This window comes from Hafnia paralvei, from assembly GCF_020150375.1.
GTDB classification, from domain to species: domain Bacteria; phylum Pseudomonadota; class Gammaproteobacteria; order Enterobacterales; family Enterobacteriaceae; genus Hafnia; species Hafnia paralvei.
The window spans coordinates 2,940,900-2,961,858 of record NZ_CP083737.1 but is presented as its reverse complement, the minus strand read 5'-3'; the positions used below and the strand labels follow the sequence as shown (position 1 = coordinate 2,961,858).

The 20,959-nt window shown below is 47.1% G+C and carries 18 protein-coding genes and 1 tRNA gene; 4 read left to right on the top strand and 15 right to left on the bottom strand.

Annotated features, from left to right (window positions below; translation table 11 throughout):
• Positions 1 to 213: 213 nt before the first annotated feature.
• The 7 genes from hdeB to K9N75_RS14005 all read right to left on the bottom strand — a co-directional run bounded on the left by hdeB (position 214) and on the right by K9N75_RS14005 (position 5,959).
• Positions 214 to 534, bottom strand: a complete 321-nt coding sequence (gene hdeB / locus K9N75_RS14035; protein ID WP_004089553.1) for an acid-activated periplasmic chaperone HdeB — start codon at positions 532 to 534, stop codon at positions 214 to 216.
• Positions 535 to 671: 137 nt separating this feature from the next.
• Positions 672 to 1,427 carry an AraC family transcriptional regulator gene (locus K9N75_RS14030; RefSeq protein ID WP_008813939.1) on the bottom strand — a complete coding sequence of 252 codons (756 nt, stop codon included), beginning with the start codon at positions 1,425 to 1,427 and terminating at the stop codon, positions 672 to 674.
• A 483-nt stretch (positions 1,428 to 1,910) separates the two neighbouring features.
• A complete protein-coding gene (locus tag K9N75_RS14025; protein WP_224451756.1) occupies positions 1,911 to 2,900 on the bottom strand; it encodes a glycosyltransferase family 8 protein in 990 nt (329 codons plus the stop codon).
• Positions 2,901 to 3,126: 226 nt separating this feature from the next.
• Positions 3,127 to 3,453: a hypothetical protein gene (locus tag K9N75_RS14020; RefSeq protein WP_061059827.1), complete on the bottom strand. Its 327-nt coding sequence runs from the start codon at positions 3,451 to 3,453 to the stop codon at positions 3,127 to 3,129.
• Between the two features lie 312 nt (positions 3,454 to 3,765).
• Positions 3,766 to 3,842 (bottom strand) — tRNA-Pro (locus tag K9N75_RS14015).
• A 74-nt stretch (positions 3,843 to 3,916) separates the two neighbouring features.
• Entirely contained in the window at positions 3,917 to 5,701 is a 1,785-nt protein-coding gene (yejM, locus tag K9N75_RS14010) for an LPS biosynthesis-modulating metalloenzyme YejM (protein WP_039187552.1), read from the bottom strand.
• 30 nt (positions 5,702 to 5,731) lie between these two features.
• Positions 5,732 to 5,959, bottom strand: a complete 228-nt coding sequence (locus K9N75_RS14005) for a YejL family protein (protein ID WP_020303680.1) — start codon at positions 5,957 to 5,959, stop codon at positions 5,732 to 5,734.
• A 210-nt stretch (positions 5,960 to 6,169) separates the two neighbouring features.
• Between K9N75_RS14005 and yejK the strand changes: the two genes are divergently transcribed.
• Positions 6,170 to 7,174 carry a nucleoid-associated protein YejK gene (gene yejK / locus K9N75_RS14000; RefSeq protein WP_224451755.1) on the top strand — a complete coding sequence of 335 codons (1,005 nt, stop codon included), beginning with the start codon at positions 6,170 to 6,172 and terminating at the stop codon, positions 7,172 to 7,174.
• 91 nt (positions 7,175 to 7,265) lie between these two features.
• Here the strand turns inward: yejK and rplY are convergent, their stop codons facing one another.
• From rplY to K9N75_RS13985, 3 genes are all read right to left on the bottom strand, one after another.
• Complete coding sequence (rplY, locus tag K9N75_RS13995) at positions 7,266 to 7,550, bottom strand: 50S ribosomal protein L25 (RefSeq protein WP_004089547.1); 285 nt, start codon at positions 7,548 to 7,550, stop codon at positions 7,266 to 7,268.
• A gap of 145 nt (positions 7,551 to 7,695) precedes the next feature.
• Positions 7,696 to 9,456, bottom strand: a complete 1,761-nt coding sequence (gene radD / locus K9N75_RS13990; protein WP_224451754.1) for a DNA repair helicase RadD — start codon at positions 9,454 to 9,456, stop codon at positions 7,696 to 7,698.
• A 24-nt stretch (positions 9,457 to 9,480) separates the two neighbouring features.
• Entirely contained in the window at positions 9,481 to 9,720 is a 240-nt protein-coding gene (locus K9N75_RS13985; protein ID WP_008813934.1) for a YecH family metal-binding protein, read from the bottom strand.
• Positions 9,721 to 10,017: 297 nt separating this feature from the next.
• On the opposite strand from K9N75_RS13985, the gene rsuA reads away from it, so the two are divergent.
• From rsuA to K9N75_RS13970, 3 genes are all read left to right on the top strand, one after another.
• Positions 10,018 to 10,740, top strand: a complete 723-nt coding sequence (gene rsuA / locus K9N75_RS13980) for a 16S rRNA pseudouridine(516) synthase RsuA (RefSeq protein ID WP_008813933.1) — start codon at positions 10,018 to 10,020, stop codon at positions 10,738 to 10,740.
• A gap of 90 nt (positions 10,741 to 10,830) precedes the next feature.
• The gene (locus K9N75_RS13975; protein WP_008813932.1) at positions 10,831 to 12,039 is read left to right on the top strand and encodes a Bcr/CflA family multidrug efflux MFS transporter; all 1,209 of its coding nucleotides are present in this window, start codon (positions 10,831 to 10,833) and stop codon (positions 12,037 to 12,039) included.
• An 886-nt stretch (positions 12,040 to 12,925) separates the two neighbouring features.
• A complete protein-coding gene (locus K9N75_RS13970; protein ID WP_008813931.1) occupies positions 12,926 to 13,306 on the top strand; it encodes a YejG family protein in 381 nt (126 codons plus the stop codon).
• Between the two features lie 124 nt (positions 13,307 to 13,430).
• Here K9N75_RS13970 and yejF read toward each other — a convergent pair whose 3' ends face one another.
• The 5 genes from yejF to pdeN form a co-directional block, all read right to left on the bottom strand.
• Positions 13,431 to 15,044 (bottom strand): microcin C ABC transporter ATP-binding protein YejF, encoded by a 1,614-nt coding sequence (yejF, locus tag K9N75_RS13965; protein WP_224451753.1) that lies wholly within the window; start codon positions 15,042 to 15,044, stop codon positions 13,431 to 13,433.
• 1 nt (position 15,045) lies between these two features.
• Positions 15,046 to 16,068: an ABC transporter permease gene (locus K9N75_RS13960; RefSeq protein WP_224451752.1), complete on the bottom strand. Its 1,023-nt coding sequence runs from the start codon at positions 16,066 to 16,068 to the stop codon at positions 15,046 to 15,048.
• Complete coding sequence (locus K9N75_RS13955; RefSeq protein ID WP_008813928.1) at positions 16,068 to 17,165, bottom strand: microcin C ABC transporter permease YejB; 1,098 nt, start codon at positions 17,163 to 17,165, stop codon at positions 16,068 to 16,070. Before K9N75_RS13955 ends, K9N75_RS13960 begins: the two co-directional genes overlap by 1 nt.
• A gap of 10 nt (positions 17,166 to 17,175) precedes the next feature.
• Positions 17,176 to 19,002: an extracellular solute-binding protein gene (locus tag K9N75_RS13950; RefSeq protein ID WP_039187566.1), complete on the bottom strand. Its 1,827-nt coding sequence runs from the start codon at positions 19,000 to 19,002 to the stop codon at positions 17,176 to 17,178.
• 249 nt (positions 19,003 to 19,251) lie between these two features.
• A complete protein-coding gene (gene pdeN, locus K9N75_RS13945) occupies positions 19,252 to 20,835 on the bottom strand; it encodes a cyclic di-3',5'-guanosine monophosphate phosphodiesterase PdeN (RefSeq protein ID WP_064573481.1) in 1,584 nt (527 codons plus the stop codon).
• Positions 20,836 to 20,959 lie beyond the last annotated feature (124 nt).

Genomic DNA, 20,959 nt, shown 5'->3' with positions numbered 1-20,959 from the left:
AATAAAAAGTTTTTTAAGTGGTGTGGGGGGGGGTGTTGGATAGGATAAATCGCTTCATTAAACCATTTAACAAAATTCGTGCATGATTTATTTATAGATGGATGAGGTTTGCTTCAGGATGGAAGCCATTTATTGTTGTGCTGACAATGAAAATTTGCGTCGACCTGAGCGTGCAGGTCGACGCGATAACATGTTGCTCTCTACAGGAGAAAACTAATGAGCAATCAGCGATTGTAGGTTGTTTTTGAATTCGTAGACGTTAGCTTTTGGGGATTTTTTGCAAAACTCGAGTGTTTGAGGAACGGCGACGGTTTCGACCATATTCAGATCAACAGAGTCTCCACCTTTGTATTCAGTCTTATCGTTGAGCATCCAAAGCGCGACAGGAGCCATGGCTTTAGGATTAAGGTTGACGAACTCTTCACAGGTCATTTTGCTTGGGTTATTTTCTGCTGCCTGCACGCTGGTTATTGATGCAAGTAGTAGGCTTGCCGCTAAAGCGCATCCAGATAGTAAAGCATGTTTAGTTTTCATTAAGATATCCTTTATACATATGTCGAAAATTATCGCTGTAAGTATAGGCTGATAAAATTTAAATTTGACAAAAAATGGGCCAAAGTTTGTCGATTTTGGATATTTACAACGGCAAGGATCTAAGTCTCGGTGGGCTGTTACGCAGCCATCTGTTTTCGGCAAAATTGATAAGGTGTAACGCCGTAATGATTTTTAAATACAAATATAAAGTAAGATAAATGGCTATAGCCGCACTGCTCAGCTAGCTGTGATATTGTTAGGTTACTGTTTATACTCAACTGCTTAGCAGCATACTGCATCCTACTCTTAACAAGTATTTTTTGGTAACTCGTACCTTCCTGCTTAAGTTTTTTCTTTAAGGTGCTTGAACTGACAAAAAGTAATCTTGCGATTGAGTCTAAAGACCAGTTTTTTGTAAGGTCACTCATAATTAACTCTTGAACAGCGAATGCTAGCCCTAAATTAATCTCTTTGACGAGGTAGGGGATAAAGTCTTTATCTGTGGAGAATGCATAAAGCAGTAAATGAAGTAATCTCTTGTGGTAGTATGCCTCTATCGTTGATAAGTGGGAACTTTTTGAAAGTCTGATGACTAATGAGAATACTTCAACGAATATGCATTTAGAGATAAACTCCCAATATTTTTTTTTCGGTCTATAGGGCAAATGATAAGCATCAGATGTCGTTGATGCCAAAAAGTCACGAATAGTGCAGTGATCAATTTTTATCACTTCAATCAGCCCATCAGACAGTATGGTATGACTGCTTGCTTGACAGTTGAGGAGTATTTTATGGCATGCAGGTACAAGGACTTTTGTAATATCATCAATGACTACCGTTGATTCTTGATGACAAAGCACAACCGCAAAACAGCTATCATATCCAAGCTTCATACACCCTCCAATAAGTACTCAATATAATCTAATTGTTATAAATCACTTTAATCAGTGATAGCCGTAGATATAGCTCAATGTTAATTGGATGTAAAATGAAATAATATCACCATGAAATGAATATAAGATTTATCTTAATCGGTATTTCAAATGCTTTGAGGTTTATTTAATTATGAGAAATTTGAGTGTCACTATTATGTATTTTTTTATAACAATAAGCTTTTTTTAAAGTAAGTACAGAGGTTATAGCCTCATGAAATCTATATCTTTATCGTTTTTCTAATCACAGTGATGTTCGTTTTTATATTTAACGATATAGTCCCATGAAAAACTATAATGATGGTTATGATGAGGTGGGTGAATTCATATCGAGGAAGAGGCGCGCCGAACTACACTAGGCTCGGTGGAAGGTTAAGAGATCAATGATGTAGCATTTGAAATAGCCAATTTAGGTCAAATGCTACATGAATAATGCGGATGGTTTTATTTGCTAAATAATTTATATTTAATATATAGGGAGAAGTATTTTATCCAATCGACAAATTTCTTATCAGAAAGGAGTTTTTTTGCCTTTATTCTAAGCAGGCTAGCATTAGGTGTCAGTTTTAATTGCGTGTCTTTCCATGGAGATTGATTCAGGTAATAAAAGAAAATCTGAGACTCAAATATCATAAACCACGGTTTATTTTTTGTAACATAATGCAAAATGGTTGTGCCACGAGATGCATTATCATCTACCCTATCGATAGGGCTTAGCGTTATAGTTTTATTATATTTCTTATCAATTAATTTAATATTTTCGTTTAAGAGTATATTTAATACATCCTGATCGGCATATTTATAAATTGTACCGCTATTGATCATGCTAAATGCCACGGCGGTGACGTTTTTAAAATTCCACTCAGATACATTGATAAATAAAAATCCTGCATTGAAATATTTATCGGTATCAATACCGTATCCTAGTGTGCTGGCTTTCTGTTGCATCTCTTTAGAGTCAGCAACTACAGCAGCAATATGTCCTGTAAGGTTTAGGTCATGTAAGGCGTGTAATGAATCTAAGCAAATCATATCGCCATCCAAATATAAAACAGAATCAACCTCATGCTGTAGAACAAAAGGAACCATAAATCTTAAGCACGTGGACTTTGGGATTCCCAGAATGAGTGTATTAGGATTGACGGATATTTCTTCCTGAAGTTCATATGTTGTTATTGAAACGTTATCACCTTGTACCTCAAGTATTCTAGATTTGTTTTTTTCAGAAATGGATTCGAAGAATAAATGAAAGTGGAGGTGCGAGTCTTTATTGTTTTCAATGACAGATGCAATGGCTACACCTGTTGGCATCACAAAATTATCATCAAAACAGAATGCAATATTTAGTACTTTTAGATTGTTATTGCTTGTTTTAATAGTGTTTTTTTTGAATAGTGAATCATTTTCATGATTGAAATTTTTGTCTGTATCCATGTAATAAAAATTAGCCATGCTATTAATAATAGATAATATTTGATTATATCTAATTTTATCTATTATGAAAATGCTATGTTACTTTTGGTTAATTAGGTATTAAGAGACCCTAATGATTGTTTTTTTATTCGTTATAGAGGGGCTCCATCTGCAGAAGCAACGTAACGAAATGAACAAACTTATTAACATTAAAAGTTCATCGTGGGGGAGGGTAGAGTATCAGAACTCATTTATGGCAGGTAAAAATGTGACCCATTACTTCCTCAAATACTCCAGGGCTGAACAATGGCACAAATACACTGTATGAAAAAAATACAATTAAAAGTAACTTGAGCGCCATAGCTAAGAAATAGAGTATCTTACTTCCCGTTCGATCCCCAATGATTCCCAATTCGTCCTTGGTGCGTCTGAAGCTATAACGGGAAAACATAAAGCTAGCACGCCCTGTGAAGCAGCAGGAAATGAAGTTCCAGACGAGTACAGCCCACACAATCAAAATCAGGGACAGGCCGACAAGGTCTTTGACATGTAATTCGCAGTGATTTATTTCCATATTCTCAATCCTAATGTCTTCTGACCAGAACTGCGACAATCCCTATGTCTGTCTATAGCGACGTAATTTATTTACCCCGCTCTGAAGCAGTATACCTCAACCTCAGCGTGGTCATGAGGATTCAAATAGCTTTAGACTGCCCTAAATTCGTCGTATATCAGTCCTGCTTCAGCCATCTCGAGCACTTCCTCAGCCCGCCACCCAATCACTTTGGGGGCTTTTTACTTCTTGCTGCGCGTAATATTGGCCGTAGTGACAAATTGAAGACATAAAAAAACCAACCCATAATAGGTTGGTTTTCTTGGGATAATTTGGTCGGCACGAGAGGATTTGAACCTCCGACCCCCGACACCCCATGACGGTGCGCTACCAGGCTGCGCTACGTGCCGAACAGGCATATAGTACTCAAAAATTGCCGTTTATCAAGATAATGGCGTTGCGTTCGCGCGTTATTTAACCAGGTTTAATTGGCGATAAAGCGTTTCACATCCGTAAGCACCTGCAGCAGTAAGGCTAGCTGTGGTTTCTCACCTTTCATCTCTTCATTGTCAGCATCGTAGGTACGATAGCGGCCATTTTTATCCAAAATGATGGTTTCTTTTGGTGTCACGATGACTAACTCATCACTATCACCCAGCGCTAGCCAGTTGTGTTTCCTACTCGGAGCAAACAGGTCTTCGCCCTGCGTGTAGTTAACGGCTCGAGTATCAACGTGCAGTAAGCGTTGCATCAACGTTGCCATAACATCGGCGTGGCTGGTGAGTTTGTTGATGGTTTGAGCCGGTGTTCCTGGCCAATGGATAATCAACGGAACTTGCAGTTGATAGCGGCTATAGTTAGTCCCGAAGCCCCAATCACCTTTGCCACTGTCGTTAAATTCGATACCGTGGCTGGCGGTAATCACAACGACCGTTTTATCGAGTTCGCCGCGTTGTTTGAGCGTATCCAGAATTGTTGCTATCTGGGCATCAACACCGGAAGCTGCCTTCTGATATTTCGCCATGAAATCTTCAGGTTTATGTCCAGAACTGCCCGCCAATGCGCTACGTGTACCGTTTAAATTTACGTAAGAGAACCACGGCGATTGAGTCGTTTGGGTTGCCAGCCATTGTTGCCATTGTTTGGTGGTATCGGCATCACTTTGACGGATTGGCGCTGGCAGGCTGAAATCGGTCAGCAGTGCTTGACGATAGAGCGGGGCGCTAAAGCCATCGGAAGAGAACAGACCAAACTGGTAGTGTTGCTGACTGAGTGCGTTAATCAACGCAGATGGTTTGCGTCCAGCCAAAATACCTTCAAGGTAGGAAGGCGAGATACCATAGAACAGACCAAACAGCCCGTTATCCAGATTGTTACCTGAACTATAGTGCTGGGTGAAATCCAGATTCTCATCACTAAACGCGGCAAGCTGCGGTAGATCTTGTTTAATATCGTCGGCACGCAGGCCGTCAACGGCAATTACCAGAAGGTTATAACCCGTACCTTTATCCGCAAAGCTAAGCTTACTGAGTGGATATTCAACGGATACCGCCTCCGGGCTACCGGTCTGGTTCAATCGATTTTGGAATTCTTGAGCATCTAATAGACCATGTTTCTCCAAGAAACGCCGCGCTGTCATTGGATATGAAAGCGGAAGGTTGGAGCGCTGCATGGTGATAGGGCGATAGAAGTTCGCATCGGCCCAGATGTAGATAAGATGCGATGCCAGAAACGCCGTGATAAACAGCCCAGCGAGGGGTTTGCCGAATTTTTGTCGGTTCAGACTACGAAGCTTCTGCCAGCTCCAGGTGCCAAACAGCATTTCGACCAGAAAAATGACCGGCACGCAGATAAACATCAGCTGCCAGTCTCGCGCCAGCTCACCTTGATCTGGGTTTACTACCAGCTCCCACACCACCGGATTGAGGTGGAGATGGAAACGCGTAAAGACCTCAGAGTCGACCAGTAGGAGCGTTAACCCTGTGGTCGCCAGCGCGGCGGAAATAAAGCGCAGCAGTCGCTGCGACATCACCACAAACGTGAGTGGGAATATAATCAGTAGATAAGCAGAAAAGCCAACAAAGCTAAAGTGCCCTAACCAACTGATCACCGCATAGACACGCCCAAACAATGAAGAGGGCCAATCGGCAACAAACAGATACCGGCTGCCCAAAAGCAGACCGAGCAGAATATTAAACAGAGCGAACCAATGCCCCCAGCTAATCATCTGGGAAACTTTTTCACGGTATCGCTGACGGTTTGTCACCATAAAAGTATGTCTATACGTCCGGGCAAAAAATTAATGGGCTTTATCTTCCCGAATTGAAGCCTGTAAAGCTTCAGCAAAAGAACGTGCAATAGCATGGCGCTGTGCGGGTGCGATGCTGGTGTTAATCAGATTCGTCACCATATTACCCAAAACCATCAAAGAAAGATCGTTTGGTGTGTGGTGCGATTCCAGTACGTTGGCCAGCTCACTGAGCAGTTGTTCAACGTGTTCGTCACTGTAACGGGATGATTGTGGCATAGAATTAAGCTTCTCAGACTGACAAAGTGCCATATCTTACCGTATAGGCGCGTGATTTTCCGCTCTTTTATACATTTGTTATTTTCATTGATTATACCTTAGCTTCCACCACCCAATTTATCAAAATACATTCAGCCTCGCTTGCGGGGAAGAATCAACAGTGTTTGAATACGCGCCTAAACGTGTCCGGGGCGAAATGGGAGAAGAAAAATGAGTCTGGATCTCGAACAGATTGCGTTGCATCAGTTGGTTAAACGCGACGAGCAGCAATTAGATGTGGTGCTACGTGATTCATTGTTAGCCAAAAATGCGGCAGTAGAAGAGATGATGGCTGAGTTGCATCGCGTATACAGTGCGAAAAGCAAAGCCTATGGCACCTTCTCTGAAGAGAGCGAGTTGGCAGAGGCATTGCGTAACTATCGTCGCGGCAATGAAGATTTTCTGGCATTTAGTCGTGCAGCGACGGGCCGTTTGCGTGATGAACTCGCAAAATATCCGTTCGCCGATGGCGGCGTGGTGCTGTTCTGCCAATATCGCTATCTGGCCGTGGAGTATTTGTTGATTGCGGTGCTTAACAGCTGTAGCAGCATGCGCGTTAATGAAGAACTCGATATCAGCAGCACCCACTACCTCGATATCATGCGCGCCGATATTGTTGCGCGGATAGATCTCACCGAGTGGGAAACCAACCCAGAATCCCACCGCTATTTGACCTTCCTGAAAGGTCGTGTCGGTCGAAAAGTTTCCGATTTCTTTATGGATTTTCTCGCCGCGAGCGAAGGGCTCGATGCCAAAGCTCAAAACCGAGGTCTGTTACAGGCGGTTGATGATTACTGCGCTGAAGGGCAGTTGGATAAGAACGAGCGGCAGGCATATCGTCAGCAGGTGTACAGCTACTGTAACGGCCAGTTACAGGCGGGTGAAGAGATTGAGCTCGAAGCGTTAGCCAAAGAAATTCCACCGGTGGGAGAGAAAGACTTCCAGCAGTTTACCGCCGAACAGGGCTATGATTTAGAAGAGAGCTTCCCTGCCGATCGCAGTACGCTGCGCCAACTGACTAAAATGGCGGGCAGCGGTGGCGGTTTGACCATTAACTTTGATGCGATGCTGCTCGGCGAGCGTATTTTCTGGGATCCGGCGACGGATACGCTGACCATCAAAGGAACACCACCGAACTTACGCGATCAGCTACAGCGTAAGTTCGGTGGGAATTAATCTTTTGCACCGAATTTGAGATAAAAAAAACGCCGCAATTGCGGCGTTTTTTCTTTCAAACTAACGAAACTCGATTTAACTCAGTCGGCAATTAAGCGCGAACGAAGTCAACGTGAGTCAGTTTACGTTTGAACGGGTGACGCTGAACAGCTTGAACCTTAACTTTGGTTTCTTTGCCGTCGATCATCAGAGCGATTACTTGTTCGTAAAAGCCTTCTTTCTCTTGCATGTTCCAAGTCGTGTCATGATCGATTTCTACGGCTACTGGTTCTTGGTTTCCGCCATAAACGATAGCTGGGAACTTACCAGAAGTACGCAGGCGGCGGCTCGCACCCTTACCCTGCTCTTTACGTGCAGTTGCTTCAATAGTGAACATAATTGTATCTCTATATAAAATTTAGACCTGTTACAGGCGACCCAGCAACAGGCAGGAGATTCTGCTTTTAATAGTAAAAGCGGGCGGCATTCTAACGAAACACAGGGCTTACGGCAAATAAATCTGCCCGCTTTGGCAAGAAAACCTAGCCGCGTAGCGAATCAGCTTTGCGATAACGCCCCTGATAATCGAAAACTTTTTCTCTTATTTGCCAAAACCGTCCTTTCATGCGGGCGACCACAAAATCGGGGTAACGAAGTTTCTCTTGCTGAGCCACAATATCCGCAGCACGCTTCCAAACCAGCTCTATACCGGGGGCGCGAAGGTGCGGACGTAAAAATAACTGCATAAAGGCGGTACGCTGAGCGGGAGTTTTTAAGCGAAACCGTTCACTGACGTCAGCACCATCTTCGTCGTAATAGGTGATCGACAGCCACTCACCTTTGTCATCTTCTCCGTGCTGAAGCTGCATTCCACCACAGCGCAGCACTAAGGCGTCTTTTAGCTTGAGGGCTTCTTTTAGCATATCATCGGGATCGACTAATACCTGATGACACTGATGGCAGCGTCGAGCAGCGATGTCGTTTTCTGCTCCACAGTGTGGGCAGGTTTTGAAGCGAAAACGGTAGTCACATTGTTCACGCCCACCTTCATCGTCCTCCAGCCATCCCTGACAGCGGCGGCCATAGTGCTCAATAATGTCGCCGTTTTCCGTCGTTTTCCCCCAAAACGTATTGGCAAAACCGCATCCAGGGCAAAAAACCTGTACCGGTTGGCTATCGCTATGGGGTTTGGTGGTTCCCACTTCTGGTGTAAACAGATCGTGTGGGTTACCGGCATAATCGAGGATCAGACAGTCTGTTTTCCCCGGTGATAGACGCAGACCACGACCGACAATCTGTTGGTAAAGGCTGATAGATTCCGTTGGTCGTAAAATGGCGATCAAATCGACGTGGGGCGCATCAAATCCGGTGGTAAGCACCGCGACGTTCACCAGATAAAGCAACTCCTGCCGCTTAAACGCGTTGATAATGGCGTCACGCTCATCGCCTGGGGTTTCTGCGCTCACCAGCGCTGCCTGTTCAGGAGGCAAAAGACCGTGGATCTCACGCGCATGTTCAACGGTAGAGGCAAAAATCATCACGCCTTTGCGCGTGGCGGCAAATTCCATAATTTGACTGACGATATGCGGCGTGATCCGCTGCTGATCCTTTAGCTCACGGTTGAGATCGGCTTCACGAAATAATCCGTTGCTGTTGGGTTCCAGACGACTGAAATCGTACTGCACTACCGGCATGTCCAATCTTTCTGGCGGAACCAGAAATTGGTTTTTGATCATATAACGCAGCGGTAATTCGTAAATGCAGTCGCGGAAAAGGCTGTTGCTGTCGCCGCGCGTAATTCCGTGATAGTGATACTGATAGATCCAACCTTTGCCAAGACGATAGGGCGTGGCCGTAAGGCCGAGCAAACGCAGATTGGGATTGTTACTGCGCAAATGCTGAAGAATTTGCTGGTACTGGCTATCGTCGCTGTCGCTGATTCGGTGACATTCATCCACGATCAGCAATGAGAACTCGCCGTCGAACAGCGGCAGGTTACGCGCTACGGACTGCACACTGCCAAATACCACTTTTCCGCTGCTCTCTTTCTGTTGCAAACCGGCGGAAAAAATATCGGCATCCAGACCATAAGCACAGTATTTACTGTGGTTTTGCGCCACCAACTCTTTTACGTGGGCGAGAACCAGAACGCGGCCGCGGGCCAGCTTTGCCAGCTCGGCAATGACCAAACTTTTACCCGCGCCGGTAGGTAACACAATAACCGCAGGTTCTTGGTGTTTTCTAAAGTGTGCGATGGTTGCGTCCACCGCCTCACGTTGGTAAGGGCGAAGAGTAAAGGCCATTAAATTGCTATTATCGAATGTCTATTAATGTTGGCAGATTTTACTGCTATGAGTGTTAAAACCGTTATCGCTAGGAATGAATTTGCCGCGTGATGCCAAAAAATCCACCAACTGAGCGGCGGTCAAATCTTGCTGAGAACAGGTATGAAAACGGGCGTCGGCACCAAAGCGCTGCTCAATGGCGGTAATCAGGCTAGCGGTTGAAAACGACTCGCCAGAATCAATCATCATGTTGAGCACTTCATGACCGTGGATGGACGACATTGAAATCTCCTGTAAAAGTGTACAGTGATATAGCATGCAGTAAAAAGGGTGAGTTTGGCAATGTTGCTGAGCAATATTGCTAGGATTCGTCAAAATAGGGGCGCTACGGCAATATCACCCTTGTTTCAGATACTCCGCGGATAATTAAACTACGCTTGAGATAGGCGCGGCGGTGAAGAGTCGCTATAATCCTCGGTTCTTCTTTGGTTTATGAACGATGCCCGTACTGCTCAGGCGGTAATAGCGCGCACGCTCAATGAAACCCTCCGATTCTTATAGAAATACAAAGCAGGTTCCATGCGACTGGACAAGTTTTTATCCCAGCAGTTAGGTATCAGCCGTGCGCTGATTGCCCGAGAACTGCGTGCAAAGCGCGTCACTGTAGACGGCGAAATTGTAAAGAGCGGTGCGCACAAGCTCACCCCAGAACAAGAAGTGGCTTTTGATGGTCAAGTATTGGAACAGATCCACGGTCCACGCTATTTCATGCTGCATAAGCCTGAAGGCTATGTGTGTTCCACGGACGATCCCGATCACTCAACCATTCTCTATTTTATCGATGAGCCGCTGGCCGAAAAACTACATGCCGCGGGGCGCTTGGATTTGGATACCACGGGTCTGGTGCTATTAACCGATGACGGCCAGTGGTCGCACCGAATCACTTCACCAAAGCATGAATGCGATAAAACCTACTTGGTTACCCTTGAACATCCGCTGGCAGACGATACGGCAGAACAGTTCGCTCACGGTGTGCAACTGCACGGCGAGAAAGATCTGACTAAACCCGCTACGCTTGAACAATTGGATGCCAATGTCGTGCGCTTGACCATCAGCGAAGGGCGTTACCATCAGGTAAAACGCATGTTTGCTGCAGTCGGTAATCGCGTGGTTGAACTACACCGTGAGCGAATTGGCGCCATTGAGTTGGATGAAGACTTAGCGCCGGGTGAATACCGTCCTCTGACTGAGGAAGAGATTGCCAGCGTGGGATTACCCATTGAGCTACAGTCGAAAGATTAATCAATGCGTTAACGCTTAGAATACTTCGCGCTGTCGCAACATGGCGACAGCCTGAAGTACGATAAGAACAATGAATAAGGAATGTGCTGCGTGCAGACACCCCGTAGTTCCCATCTTGGATTGATCCTGATCCTCGGTTTGTTATCTATGTTGATGCCGTTGGCTATCGATATGTATTTGCCGAGTATGCCGGTGATCGCTGAACAATTTGGTGTTCCAAGCGGTGATGTGCAGATGACGCTCAGTGCTTACACGCTGGGCTTCGCGTTTGGGCAAATGATTTATGGTCCAATGGCAGACAGCATTGGGCGTAAACCCGTCATCATGTACGGCACACTATTCTTTGCCTTGGCCGGTGCGGCGTGTGCGATGGCGCAGTCTGTTGACCAACTGATTGTGATGCGCTTGATCCACGGTTTAGCCGCCGCGGCGGCAAGCGTCGTTATCAATGCGCTGATGCGTGATATGTTCACGAAAGACGATTTCGCTCGCATGATGTCGTTTGTGGTACTGGTTATGACTATCGCGCCGCTGCTGGCGCCGATCATGGGCGGAGCATTGCTAATTTGGTTTAGCTGGCATGCGATTTTTTGGGCGATGGCAGGTGCTGCACTGTTGGGCACGATCTTGGTGGCCATCTTTATTAAGGAAACGCTGCCGAAAGAGAAACGACAAAAGTTCCGATTGCGTACCACGTTGGGCAACTTTGCGTCGTTGTTCCGCCATAAGCGGGTGCTGTGTTACATGCTAGCCAGCGGCTTTTCATTTGCCGGTATGTTCTCATTCCTTAGTGCGGGTCCCTTTGTTTACATCGATCTTAACGGCGTATCGCCACAGCATTTTGGCTACTACTTTGCGTTAAACATCGTATTCCTGTTTATCATGACGCTGATTAATAGCCGCAATGTGCGCCGTTTTGGTGCGATAAACATGCTGAGATTTGGTCTGCTGGTGCAGTTTGTTATGGGGATCTGGTTGGTCATCACGGCAGCGCTAGGCCTAGGCTTTTGGTCGCTGGTGATTGGGGTAGCGGCTTACGTGGGATGTATCGCAATGATCACATCGAATGCGATGGCGGTTATTTTGGATGACTTCCCACATATGGCGGGAACGGCTTCGTCACTGGCAGGAACGTTACGTTTCAGCCTTGGTGCAGTGGTAGGAACGTTGTTGGCACTGGCTTCGGCGCGCAGTGAATGGCCTATGGTCAGCTCAATGTTCTTATGCATTTTCGCCGCAATGATGTTGTTCCTGTACGCTTCTAGACCTTCCAAGAGTAGCCGCGTAGAACCTGTCTGAGCTTGACCGCTCGTCTCCCCGTCGCTGAAAGAGGCGGGGAGGCCGACGACTGGGCGTTCGGAGATATCTGCGGCAACCGTGTGTTGACCATATCACACAGCTTTAGCATCAGATACGCAGATGCTTTCAGCCACGCACTCGCCTGATCCAAACTCTCCAGCGGGATTTGAGCCCCATTCTCCAGTGATTTACTTAGAAATGAAAATCCGTGGCGCAAAACCCTTTTTTCTCACCCACACGTAACGTATTGATTTTATGTGTGGTGCCGAGCCAGAAATAAAAAAGGTCTTTTAACCAAAAATGAGTTACCGCTCTGATTAGTCAAACCTTTTTGCTATTATTCTACAGTTCACTGCCGTACAGGAAGCTTAGAAAATATAATCGTGCTAACTATTTTCAGTTTTTGGCATGGATTTTCATTTTTTTAACAGAACACCTAACTTAACTAGGTAAAATCCATTGTGAAAAGAAAAAACATTAAAGTTATTTAGCATTCGTTGTGCTTTTTATTTTCCATCAAAACAATTAATTAGCTAATTTCATTGATCATGGTTCAGTGATTTATTGTATTTTGTATGTAAATTGAAAAACACGACAAAGTAATTAAAATGAAACGAAAATGGTTGTGGTAATAAAGATAAAAGTATACATATAACCCCAATAACCGATCTCCCTCCATCGTGGTACTTCTAGAGTGAAAAAATGGAGTAGCGCCAACAAGATCGTGCTTTAGGCTGTTTATTCTTCGGTGTTACCGAAATGTAATAAACAAACTCATAACAAAATGACGATTAAGTCATCAAATAGCCGGAATAGTGCGAACTTAGGTTTACGATGTGAGTTTTTTGTGAAAAAATTGTAGTTAGTTTTTAATCAGGGTAAAAATGTGAATAGTTTCCAGCTTTCGATAGTCCACCGGTTGCCGCAAAGCTACCGATGGTCATCAGGGCTCACCGGCGTGCAGGTCGAACCCATTTATTTGGAAAAGACGGCTGGCGTTGAGAATACGGACGTTAATAATAGTGCTATTGAGAGTAATAGTCTGATTGGCCTGAAGCTCCTGAGTGAAGAGGGAGAAGCTGCATGGCAAATCATGAAACGTCTGAATCAGTCTTTACAAGAGATGCAGGTAAACTGCTCTGTCGTTGAGCTTGACGGTGAACCTTGCCTATTTGTTCATCTTGAAGATGAAAGTGCGGCGATGTGCCGTTTGAAAAACGTCGGTGTGGCGATCGCCGAGCCGATTATCGCTCAGTATCCGTTCTGACTTCCTTGTTAGAACCGCATACCGGCACGCCTGTGTGGCTGCCGGTGCATGCAGGGATCTGCCTATCATTCCTGTCTTTCTTCGCTATCGTTCTTTTGCTGCATCCGCAATGATTTAGCGTATCTCAGTCAGCAAAGGCTAATAGCTGGCGCGTGTAGTCTTGAGTTGGATTTGAAAAAACTTCAGCGCAGTTTCCGTGTTCAATCACTTTTCCGTTTCGCATCACCATCACCTGATGGCACAGTGACCGCACTACCTGCAAGTCATGGCTGATGAACAGGTAGCTGAGTTGGTGGCGTTGCTGAAGCGTTTTCAGCAGCGTTAAAATCTGCGCCTGCACGGAGCGATCGAGCGAAGAGGTCGGTTCGTCTAGTATCAATAACCGAGGTTCAAGAATTAATGCGCGGGCAATCGCAATACGCTGACGCTGACCGCCGGAGAACTCGGTGGGATAGCGATAACGAGTTTCTGGATCGAGCCCAACTTCGTTCATAGCGCTGATTACCCGCTCTTCCCGTTGCTGTTCGCTCAGCTTTTGGTGTACCTGCAAGCCCTCGGCGATGATTTGCAAAACGTTCAGCCGAGGGTTCAGCGCCGAATACGGATCTTGGAACACCACCTGAATCTGGCTGCGATACGGCTGAAGCTGCTTTAAATTCAGCAAATGTAGCGCAGTACCCTCAAACCAAATTTCGCCTAGCGCCGGAATGAGCCGCAAAAGAGCCAAACCAGTGGTGCTTTTCCCCGATCCTGATTCACCGACTAGCCCTAAGCTTTCCCCTCGTTGCAGCGTGAAGTTGAGACGATCGACGATATGGCTATAGCCAACGGTACGGCGCAGTATTCCCTGCCGAATGGGGAACCGGACGCTGAGATCTTTGACTTCCAACAGGGTTTGCGCCGGTTGAGGCAGCGCCACCGGATCGTCAGAAGGGATGGCGTCGAGGAGCTGTTGAGTGTACGGATGCTGCGGTGCTGAAAACAGCGCCTGACATTCACCGGTTTCAACGATTTCGCCATAGCGCATCACGGCTACGCGATCGGCCAAGCGCTTAACGATGTTGAGATTATGGGTGATGAACAACATCCCCATATTGAGCTCTTGCTTGAGTTCAGCCAGCAGTTCAAGGATTTGTGCCTGCACGGAAACATCAAGCGCCGTGGTCGGTTCATCGGCGATCAGCAGCTTAGGTCGAGTCAGAATAGCCATGGCAATCATGATGCGCTGTCTCTCCCCGCCGGAGAGTTGGTGGGGATAATCATTCAGGCGTTTTTCAGGCTGACGAATTCCCACGCGATCTAGGCAGCGGATAATCTCTGCGCGAGCTTGAGCACGGCGCATGCCTCGGTGCAGCGATAGCACTTCAGCCAGTTGTTTTTCGATGCAGTGTAACGGGTTTAACGACACCATCGGCTCTTGGAAGATCATGGCAATTTCATTGCCGCGAATGCTACGCAAAAGGGCTTCGTCTGCGTGCAGCAGCGATTGGCCGTTATACAGAATATCTCCGCTAGGATATTGTGCCGGAGGCGAAGAGAGCAGGCGCAAAATCGAAAGCGCAGTGACGCTTTTTCCAGAACCAGATTCTCCGACCAGTGCGAGGGTTTCACCGGCGTTGATATCAAGCGATACCCCGTTAACCACCGGACGAGTCACTTCGCCATGGCGAAAATGAATATGTAGATCGCGAATGCTAAGCAGAGGCGGCTGTGAGTGCGAGAGTGAAATTTCCGTCATATCAATTCACCTTCGAGGGATCGAAAGCGTCGCGTACCGCTTCGAATATAAATATCAGTAGCGACAACAGCGCCGCCAGAACCACAAACGCCGTGATGCCTAACCATGGTGCTTGCAGGTTGTTTTTCCCCTGCAGCAGCAAGCTACCTAATGAGGGAGAACCGGTCGGCAAGCCGAAACCCAAAAAATCGAGAGAGGTGAGGGTGGTGATAGCGCCGCATAGGATAAAGGGCAGGAAAGTGAGCGTTGCGACCATCGCGTTCGGCAGCATGTGGCGTAGCATGATCGTGCGATCGTCTACGCCCATCGCTCTGGCTGCGCGGATATAGTCAAAATTGCGCGTGCGGAGAAACTCGGCGCGTACCACGCCCACCAGACCCATCCAGCCGAAAATAACGGTAATCGCCAGTAGCCACCAAAAGTTCGGCTGCACCACGCTGGAAAGCAAAATAATCAGAAATAGCGTTGGCATACCGGACCACACTTCTATAAAACGTTGGCCGATTAAATCCACTTTTCCGCCGTAAAATCCTTGAGTCGCCCCCACGGTGATGCCAATGATGCTCGAGAGTACCGTGAGCATGAGACCAAACAGAATGGAAATCCTTAGGCCATATAACACCTGCGCCAGAATATCGTTGCCGTTTTCGTCGGTGCCGAGCCAATGTTGGCTAGACGGCGGAGAGGGGAACGGCACTTTGGTGGCGAAATTAATACTGTTATAGCTGTAGCGAATCGGAGCCCAAACCGCCCAGCCATGCTGTTCGATATTGCTACGGATCAGCGGGTCTTGATAATCGGTCGCCGTTTTAAAATCGCCGCCGAAAGTGGTTTCTGGATAGTTGATTAAAAAAGGGGCATACCATTGCTGGTCGTAGCGTAACAACAAGGGTTTATCATTAGCGATAAGTTCGGAACCGAGGCTCATGATAAACACGATCAGGAAAATGCATAGCGACCAATAGCCACGTCGGTTGGCCTTGAAGCGCTGCCAGCGAGCCTGATTTATTGGATTAAGCGTCATTAGTGGCGAGCCTCGAAGTCAATACGCGGATCGACCAGCGTGTAGGTAATATCGCTGATAATGTTCAGTAATAAACCAAGCAGCGTGAAGATATACAGCGTGCCGAACATCACCGGATAGTCGCGCTGCAAAATGGCGTCGTAGCCCAGCAGCCCAAGGCCGTTAAGTGAAAACATCACTTCTATCAGGAGTGAACCGGTAAAAAACATGCTGATAAACGTCGCGGGAAAACCTGCAATCACCAGTAGCATGGCGTTACGGAACACATGCCGGTAGAGAATTTTCTGTTCGTCGAGGCCTTTGGCACGTGCAGTGACAACGTATTGTTTGCGGACTTCATCCAGAAATGAGTTTTTGGTTAGCATCGTCAGGCTGGCAAAGCCGCCAATAACGGTGGCGAGCACCGGCAGGGTGATATGCCAAAAGTAATCGGTGATTTTGCTGTACCACGGCAGCGAGCTGAAATTACTGGAAACCAGACCGCGTAGCGGAAACCAATCCCAATAGCTGCCGCCTGCAAACAGGACAATCAGCATGATGGCAAACAAAAATGCGGGGATGGCGTAGCCAATAATAATCAGCGTACTGCTCCATGTATCGAACCGTGAGCCGTTATGAACCGCTTTGCGGATACCCAACGGTATCGACACCAAATAAATGATCAGCGTGCTCCATAGCCCTAAAGAAACGGAGACCGGCAGGCTTTGCCCAACCAGTGACATAACGGAGCCGCCGCGAAACAGGCTATCGCCAAAATCGAAACGAACGTAGTTCCATAGCATGTCGAAATATCGCTGATGGAGCGGTTTATCGAAGCCAAAGCGCTTTTCAATTTCGGCAATAATCTGCGGATCTAATCCGCGAGCGCCGCGATATTGACCTTCGCCAACGTTACTGGCCGCAATACCGCCGCGCGCGGCTCCGATTTGGTCGCCGCCGCCGGAGCCAAATCCCGCGTTTTGCCCCATTTCGATATTGGCAATTGCCTGATCGACGGGGCCACCCGGCGCGATTTGCACGATGAAAAAATTGATGGTGATAATGGCCCAGAGCGTGGGGATTATCAGTAATAGGCGACGAATAAGATAAGCGGTCATCGTAAACCTCTTATCGCCGTTGCTGCGGCAACTGAGCCGCGCGGTTTACGTCATACCACCAGGTATCAAATCCAAGATCATAGGCTGGGCGCAGTGCCGGCATGGAAAATTTGTCCCAGTAGGCGATGCGGTCGTGGTTGGAGTACCACATAGGCAGCATGTAATGATTCCACGTCAGTACGCGATCTAACGCACGGCCAAGCGATAGCAAAGCTTCCGGTTGGCCTTGATGGCTGATGATGTTGTCTATCAGGCTATCAACGGCAGGATCCTGCACGCCGGCGCTGTTCCACGTAGAGTCGATATAGTCTGAGCGCCATAGGATTTTTAGCGACGGGTCAGGATAATTCATTCCGCCATACACGGTGGGGAACATATCGAAATCCCGCGAGCGAATACGGTTGGTGTACTGCGAGGTATCCACTTCACGAATATTTAATGTGATGCCGAGCTTTTCCAGATTATGTTTGAACGGCATGACATATTGGAAATTACTACTGCTGGGCAGCAGCAATTCAAAGACAAACGGTTTTCCGGTCGTTTTGTTGACCAGCTTTTGATCTTTTACCGTCCACCCTGCGTCTTCTAAGAGTGTGGTGGCTTTCAGCAGATTTTCGCGGTCATTGCCGCTGCCATCCGTGCTGGCTGGCTGATAAATCTGGGTAAAGACTTCCGCTGGCACTTTGCCCTTGAGCGGCGCTAGCCACGCGAGTTCGGCAGAGTCTGGATAGCTTCGCGCTGCGTATTGGGTATTCTGGAAATAGCTATTGGTACGCTGATAGGCGTCGTAATACAGCGCTTTGTTCATCCAAGCAAAATCAAAGGCCAGTGAAATCGCTTCACGCACGCGCCGGTCGGCAAAAATAGGGCGCTTGGTGTTGAACGCCAGCCAACGTGTATCCTGTGCTGACTGGTTAGTTTCGTCAGATTTAACGATATAGTTTTTGGCAAAATTGCCGCCGCTGTATTGTGTCGCCCAGTTTTTTGGCGAGGTTTCGATGCGAAAATCGAAAGCACCGGCTTTAAAGGCTTCCAGCGCCACTTTGTCATCCAAATAGTAATCGTAGCGGATGGTATCAAAGTTGTACTGCCCGCGATTGACCGGTAGGTTAGCCGCCCAATAATTGGTCACACGCGAGTAGGTGACGAATTGCCCTAAACGATAATCTGAAATGCGGTAGGGGCCACTGCCCAGCGGGGGAGTGCTCAACGGCTCGGAAAGTTTATGATTTTTCCAAAAACTTTCTGGCATCACTTTTAAGCCACCGATCAGGCTAAGCATCATTTCTTTGTCAGGCGTCGGTAGTTCAAAGCGCACGGTCAGGCGAGAGATGGCTTTGACATTCACTCCCTTATAGTAAATCCGGTATTGAGGAACACCCTCAGTCATGAACTTATTAAAGCTGAACGCGACGTCCTGCGCGGTTATCGGCGTATTATCCTGAAAACGCGCATCAGCGTTGATGTTGACTTCGGCCCAGCGGAATTGGTCGTCATAGCGTACGGATTCGCCAATGAGGGGATAGTAACTGCCGATTTCATCAGCGGAGTTGGTGAACAGCGTGTCATAGAGCTGGTTAGCACGCACGGCGGCATGCCCGCGAGAAGAGTAACTATTAAAATTATCGTAGGTACCCAGCGCCGAAAGTGTGATATCACCGCCCTTAGGAGCCGCGGGGTTCACATAATCAAAGTGGGTAAAATCACTGCTGTATTTCGGCTCGCCTAAAATGGAAAAGGCATAGCTTTCGTTAATGACGTCGGCACGAACGTTAAAACTGAGGGCGGCCACAAGGGGAACCACCGTGCACAAAGTCTTCAGAAAGCGCGAGTGCATAAATGTGTTAGCTCCTGCTTTACGCCCAGAATCTTCTGGGCAAACATGATATTCAATCAGGCAAACGAGGGATCCACGGTGAATAAAATCAACCGCGTGTTACTCCGTCGAATTCTCCGCAACCCTGCAGATGTACCAAGAATAGCAATGTTAAGCTAAGCGGGGGATAAAAGTTTCAATTCATTGTATTTTTTTGTGTCTTTTATTAGTGCAAACACGGTTATTGGCAATATTTTGTCTAAAGCCAACTCAAATGATGGCGTTGAGTTTTGGAAGTACGTGGTCACGATAATAGTCATACAGCTGCTCAACCGGAATAGGACGGCTGAATAAATAGCCCTGTAAGTAGTTAACATGGCGTTGCCGCAGATATTCTGCCTGTTCTTCGGTTTCAATACCTTCCGCGACGATTTGCAGTTTAAGCTTTTTGGCTAATTCGAGCACTGCATCAAGAACAGGCGCAGTGACCGTTTCGAGCCCAATTGAGTTCACAAAACCGCGGTCGATTTTCAGGTAATCAATTTTATAGCGCTGCAAATAGATCAGCGCGCTATGACCCGTACCAAAATCATCTATGGCGATCTCAATCCCCTGAGCGTGGAGCCAGTCAAAGATGGCCTCGGCGCCGCCATGTTGCACCATGCTGCGTTCGGTAATTTCAAACAGTGGAATGAGATACTCCGTCGGCATCATGTTAATGAAGTGCAGGACGTCATTTTTGAAACCGTCGAGTGTCATATGCAATGGCGAAATATTCAAGCCCAGCTTAGTCCCTTTGGGGACAACATCGATCAGACGATGCGCATCGCGAGCCGCCAGTGTCATGATGTGTTGGGTGAGTTGCGCGATCAATCCCTGTGACTCGCAGTACGGGATGAATTCATCAGGTGGGATCAGCCCTAGTTTAGGATGTTTCCAACGGACTAAGGCTTCAAATCCTCCCGGCAGATGGGTTTCTGCATGAATCACTGGCTGGTAGAGCAGATAAAACTGATCGCGTTTGATGCCTTGCAGGATCTCGCGATCGAAGCGGCGTTGCTGAGATAAGAAATAGAAGGTGATCAGCCAAGCAATCACCGCGACCAGCAGAGAAAACATGCCTAATAATCCCAAATCGCTGGTGGAGAGAGGGCTTCCATATAGGCGGAAGGTAAAGCGGTTTTTCTCATCCTGCACGGTGACATCAGGGTTCGAAGGTAATTCGTCAACGGTAATAATGTTGGGCTCATAGGTGCTAATTGCGCGATCTTTGATAATCAGCGCTAAGCCAGAAATAGTACGTTCGCGGCTGAAAAACAGCATGTAAGGCGCGGGATTGATATCCAGCGTTAGCAAAACACCGGAGCGAGTACCATCACCAGTGGAGCGCCAAAAGGCAATGACCGGGCGATCGGGAACCAGCGGCGTTCCTTGCTGTAAGATCATATCGGCATCACGGTCTAGATCGATATCGGGATAGATATTTGTTGCTGGAGACGACATCGTGTGCGTGACGCTGGAGCACACTGCGGTACCGTTGCGAACCAGAATATAGGCCCGTACGCCTCCACTGAAGACGGCTTTGCTGGAGAGGGTGTTTGCCACCTCTTCACAGAGCACATGAGTGAGTGGTAACAGGGAGACCATTTTTTGGTCTAAATCATCGGCAAGATGTGATGCGTACATCAGTCCCGTTTTTGCTAACTCAAACTGCTGTTTTTCGCGTTGTTGTTGTAGGGAGTGACCCGCCAGCATAAAAAAAACCGCGGCGACGATGATGGCGACGATTGTTGATATCAATACGCGCAATGACGTTGAGGCAGATCTTTTATACAAGGCTGTGGGTAACACCATGCCGCAGTTCCTGAGCAAAGTAGGGCTCAGAGATAATTCTGGAGCGCCTGATATTAATGGTTAGGATTTTTCTAAATAGAAAATAAGATATTTCCATTAATAAATACAGGGATATTTGTTTTTG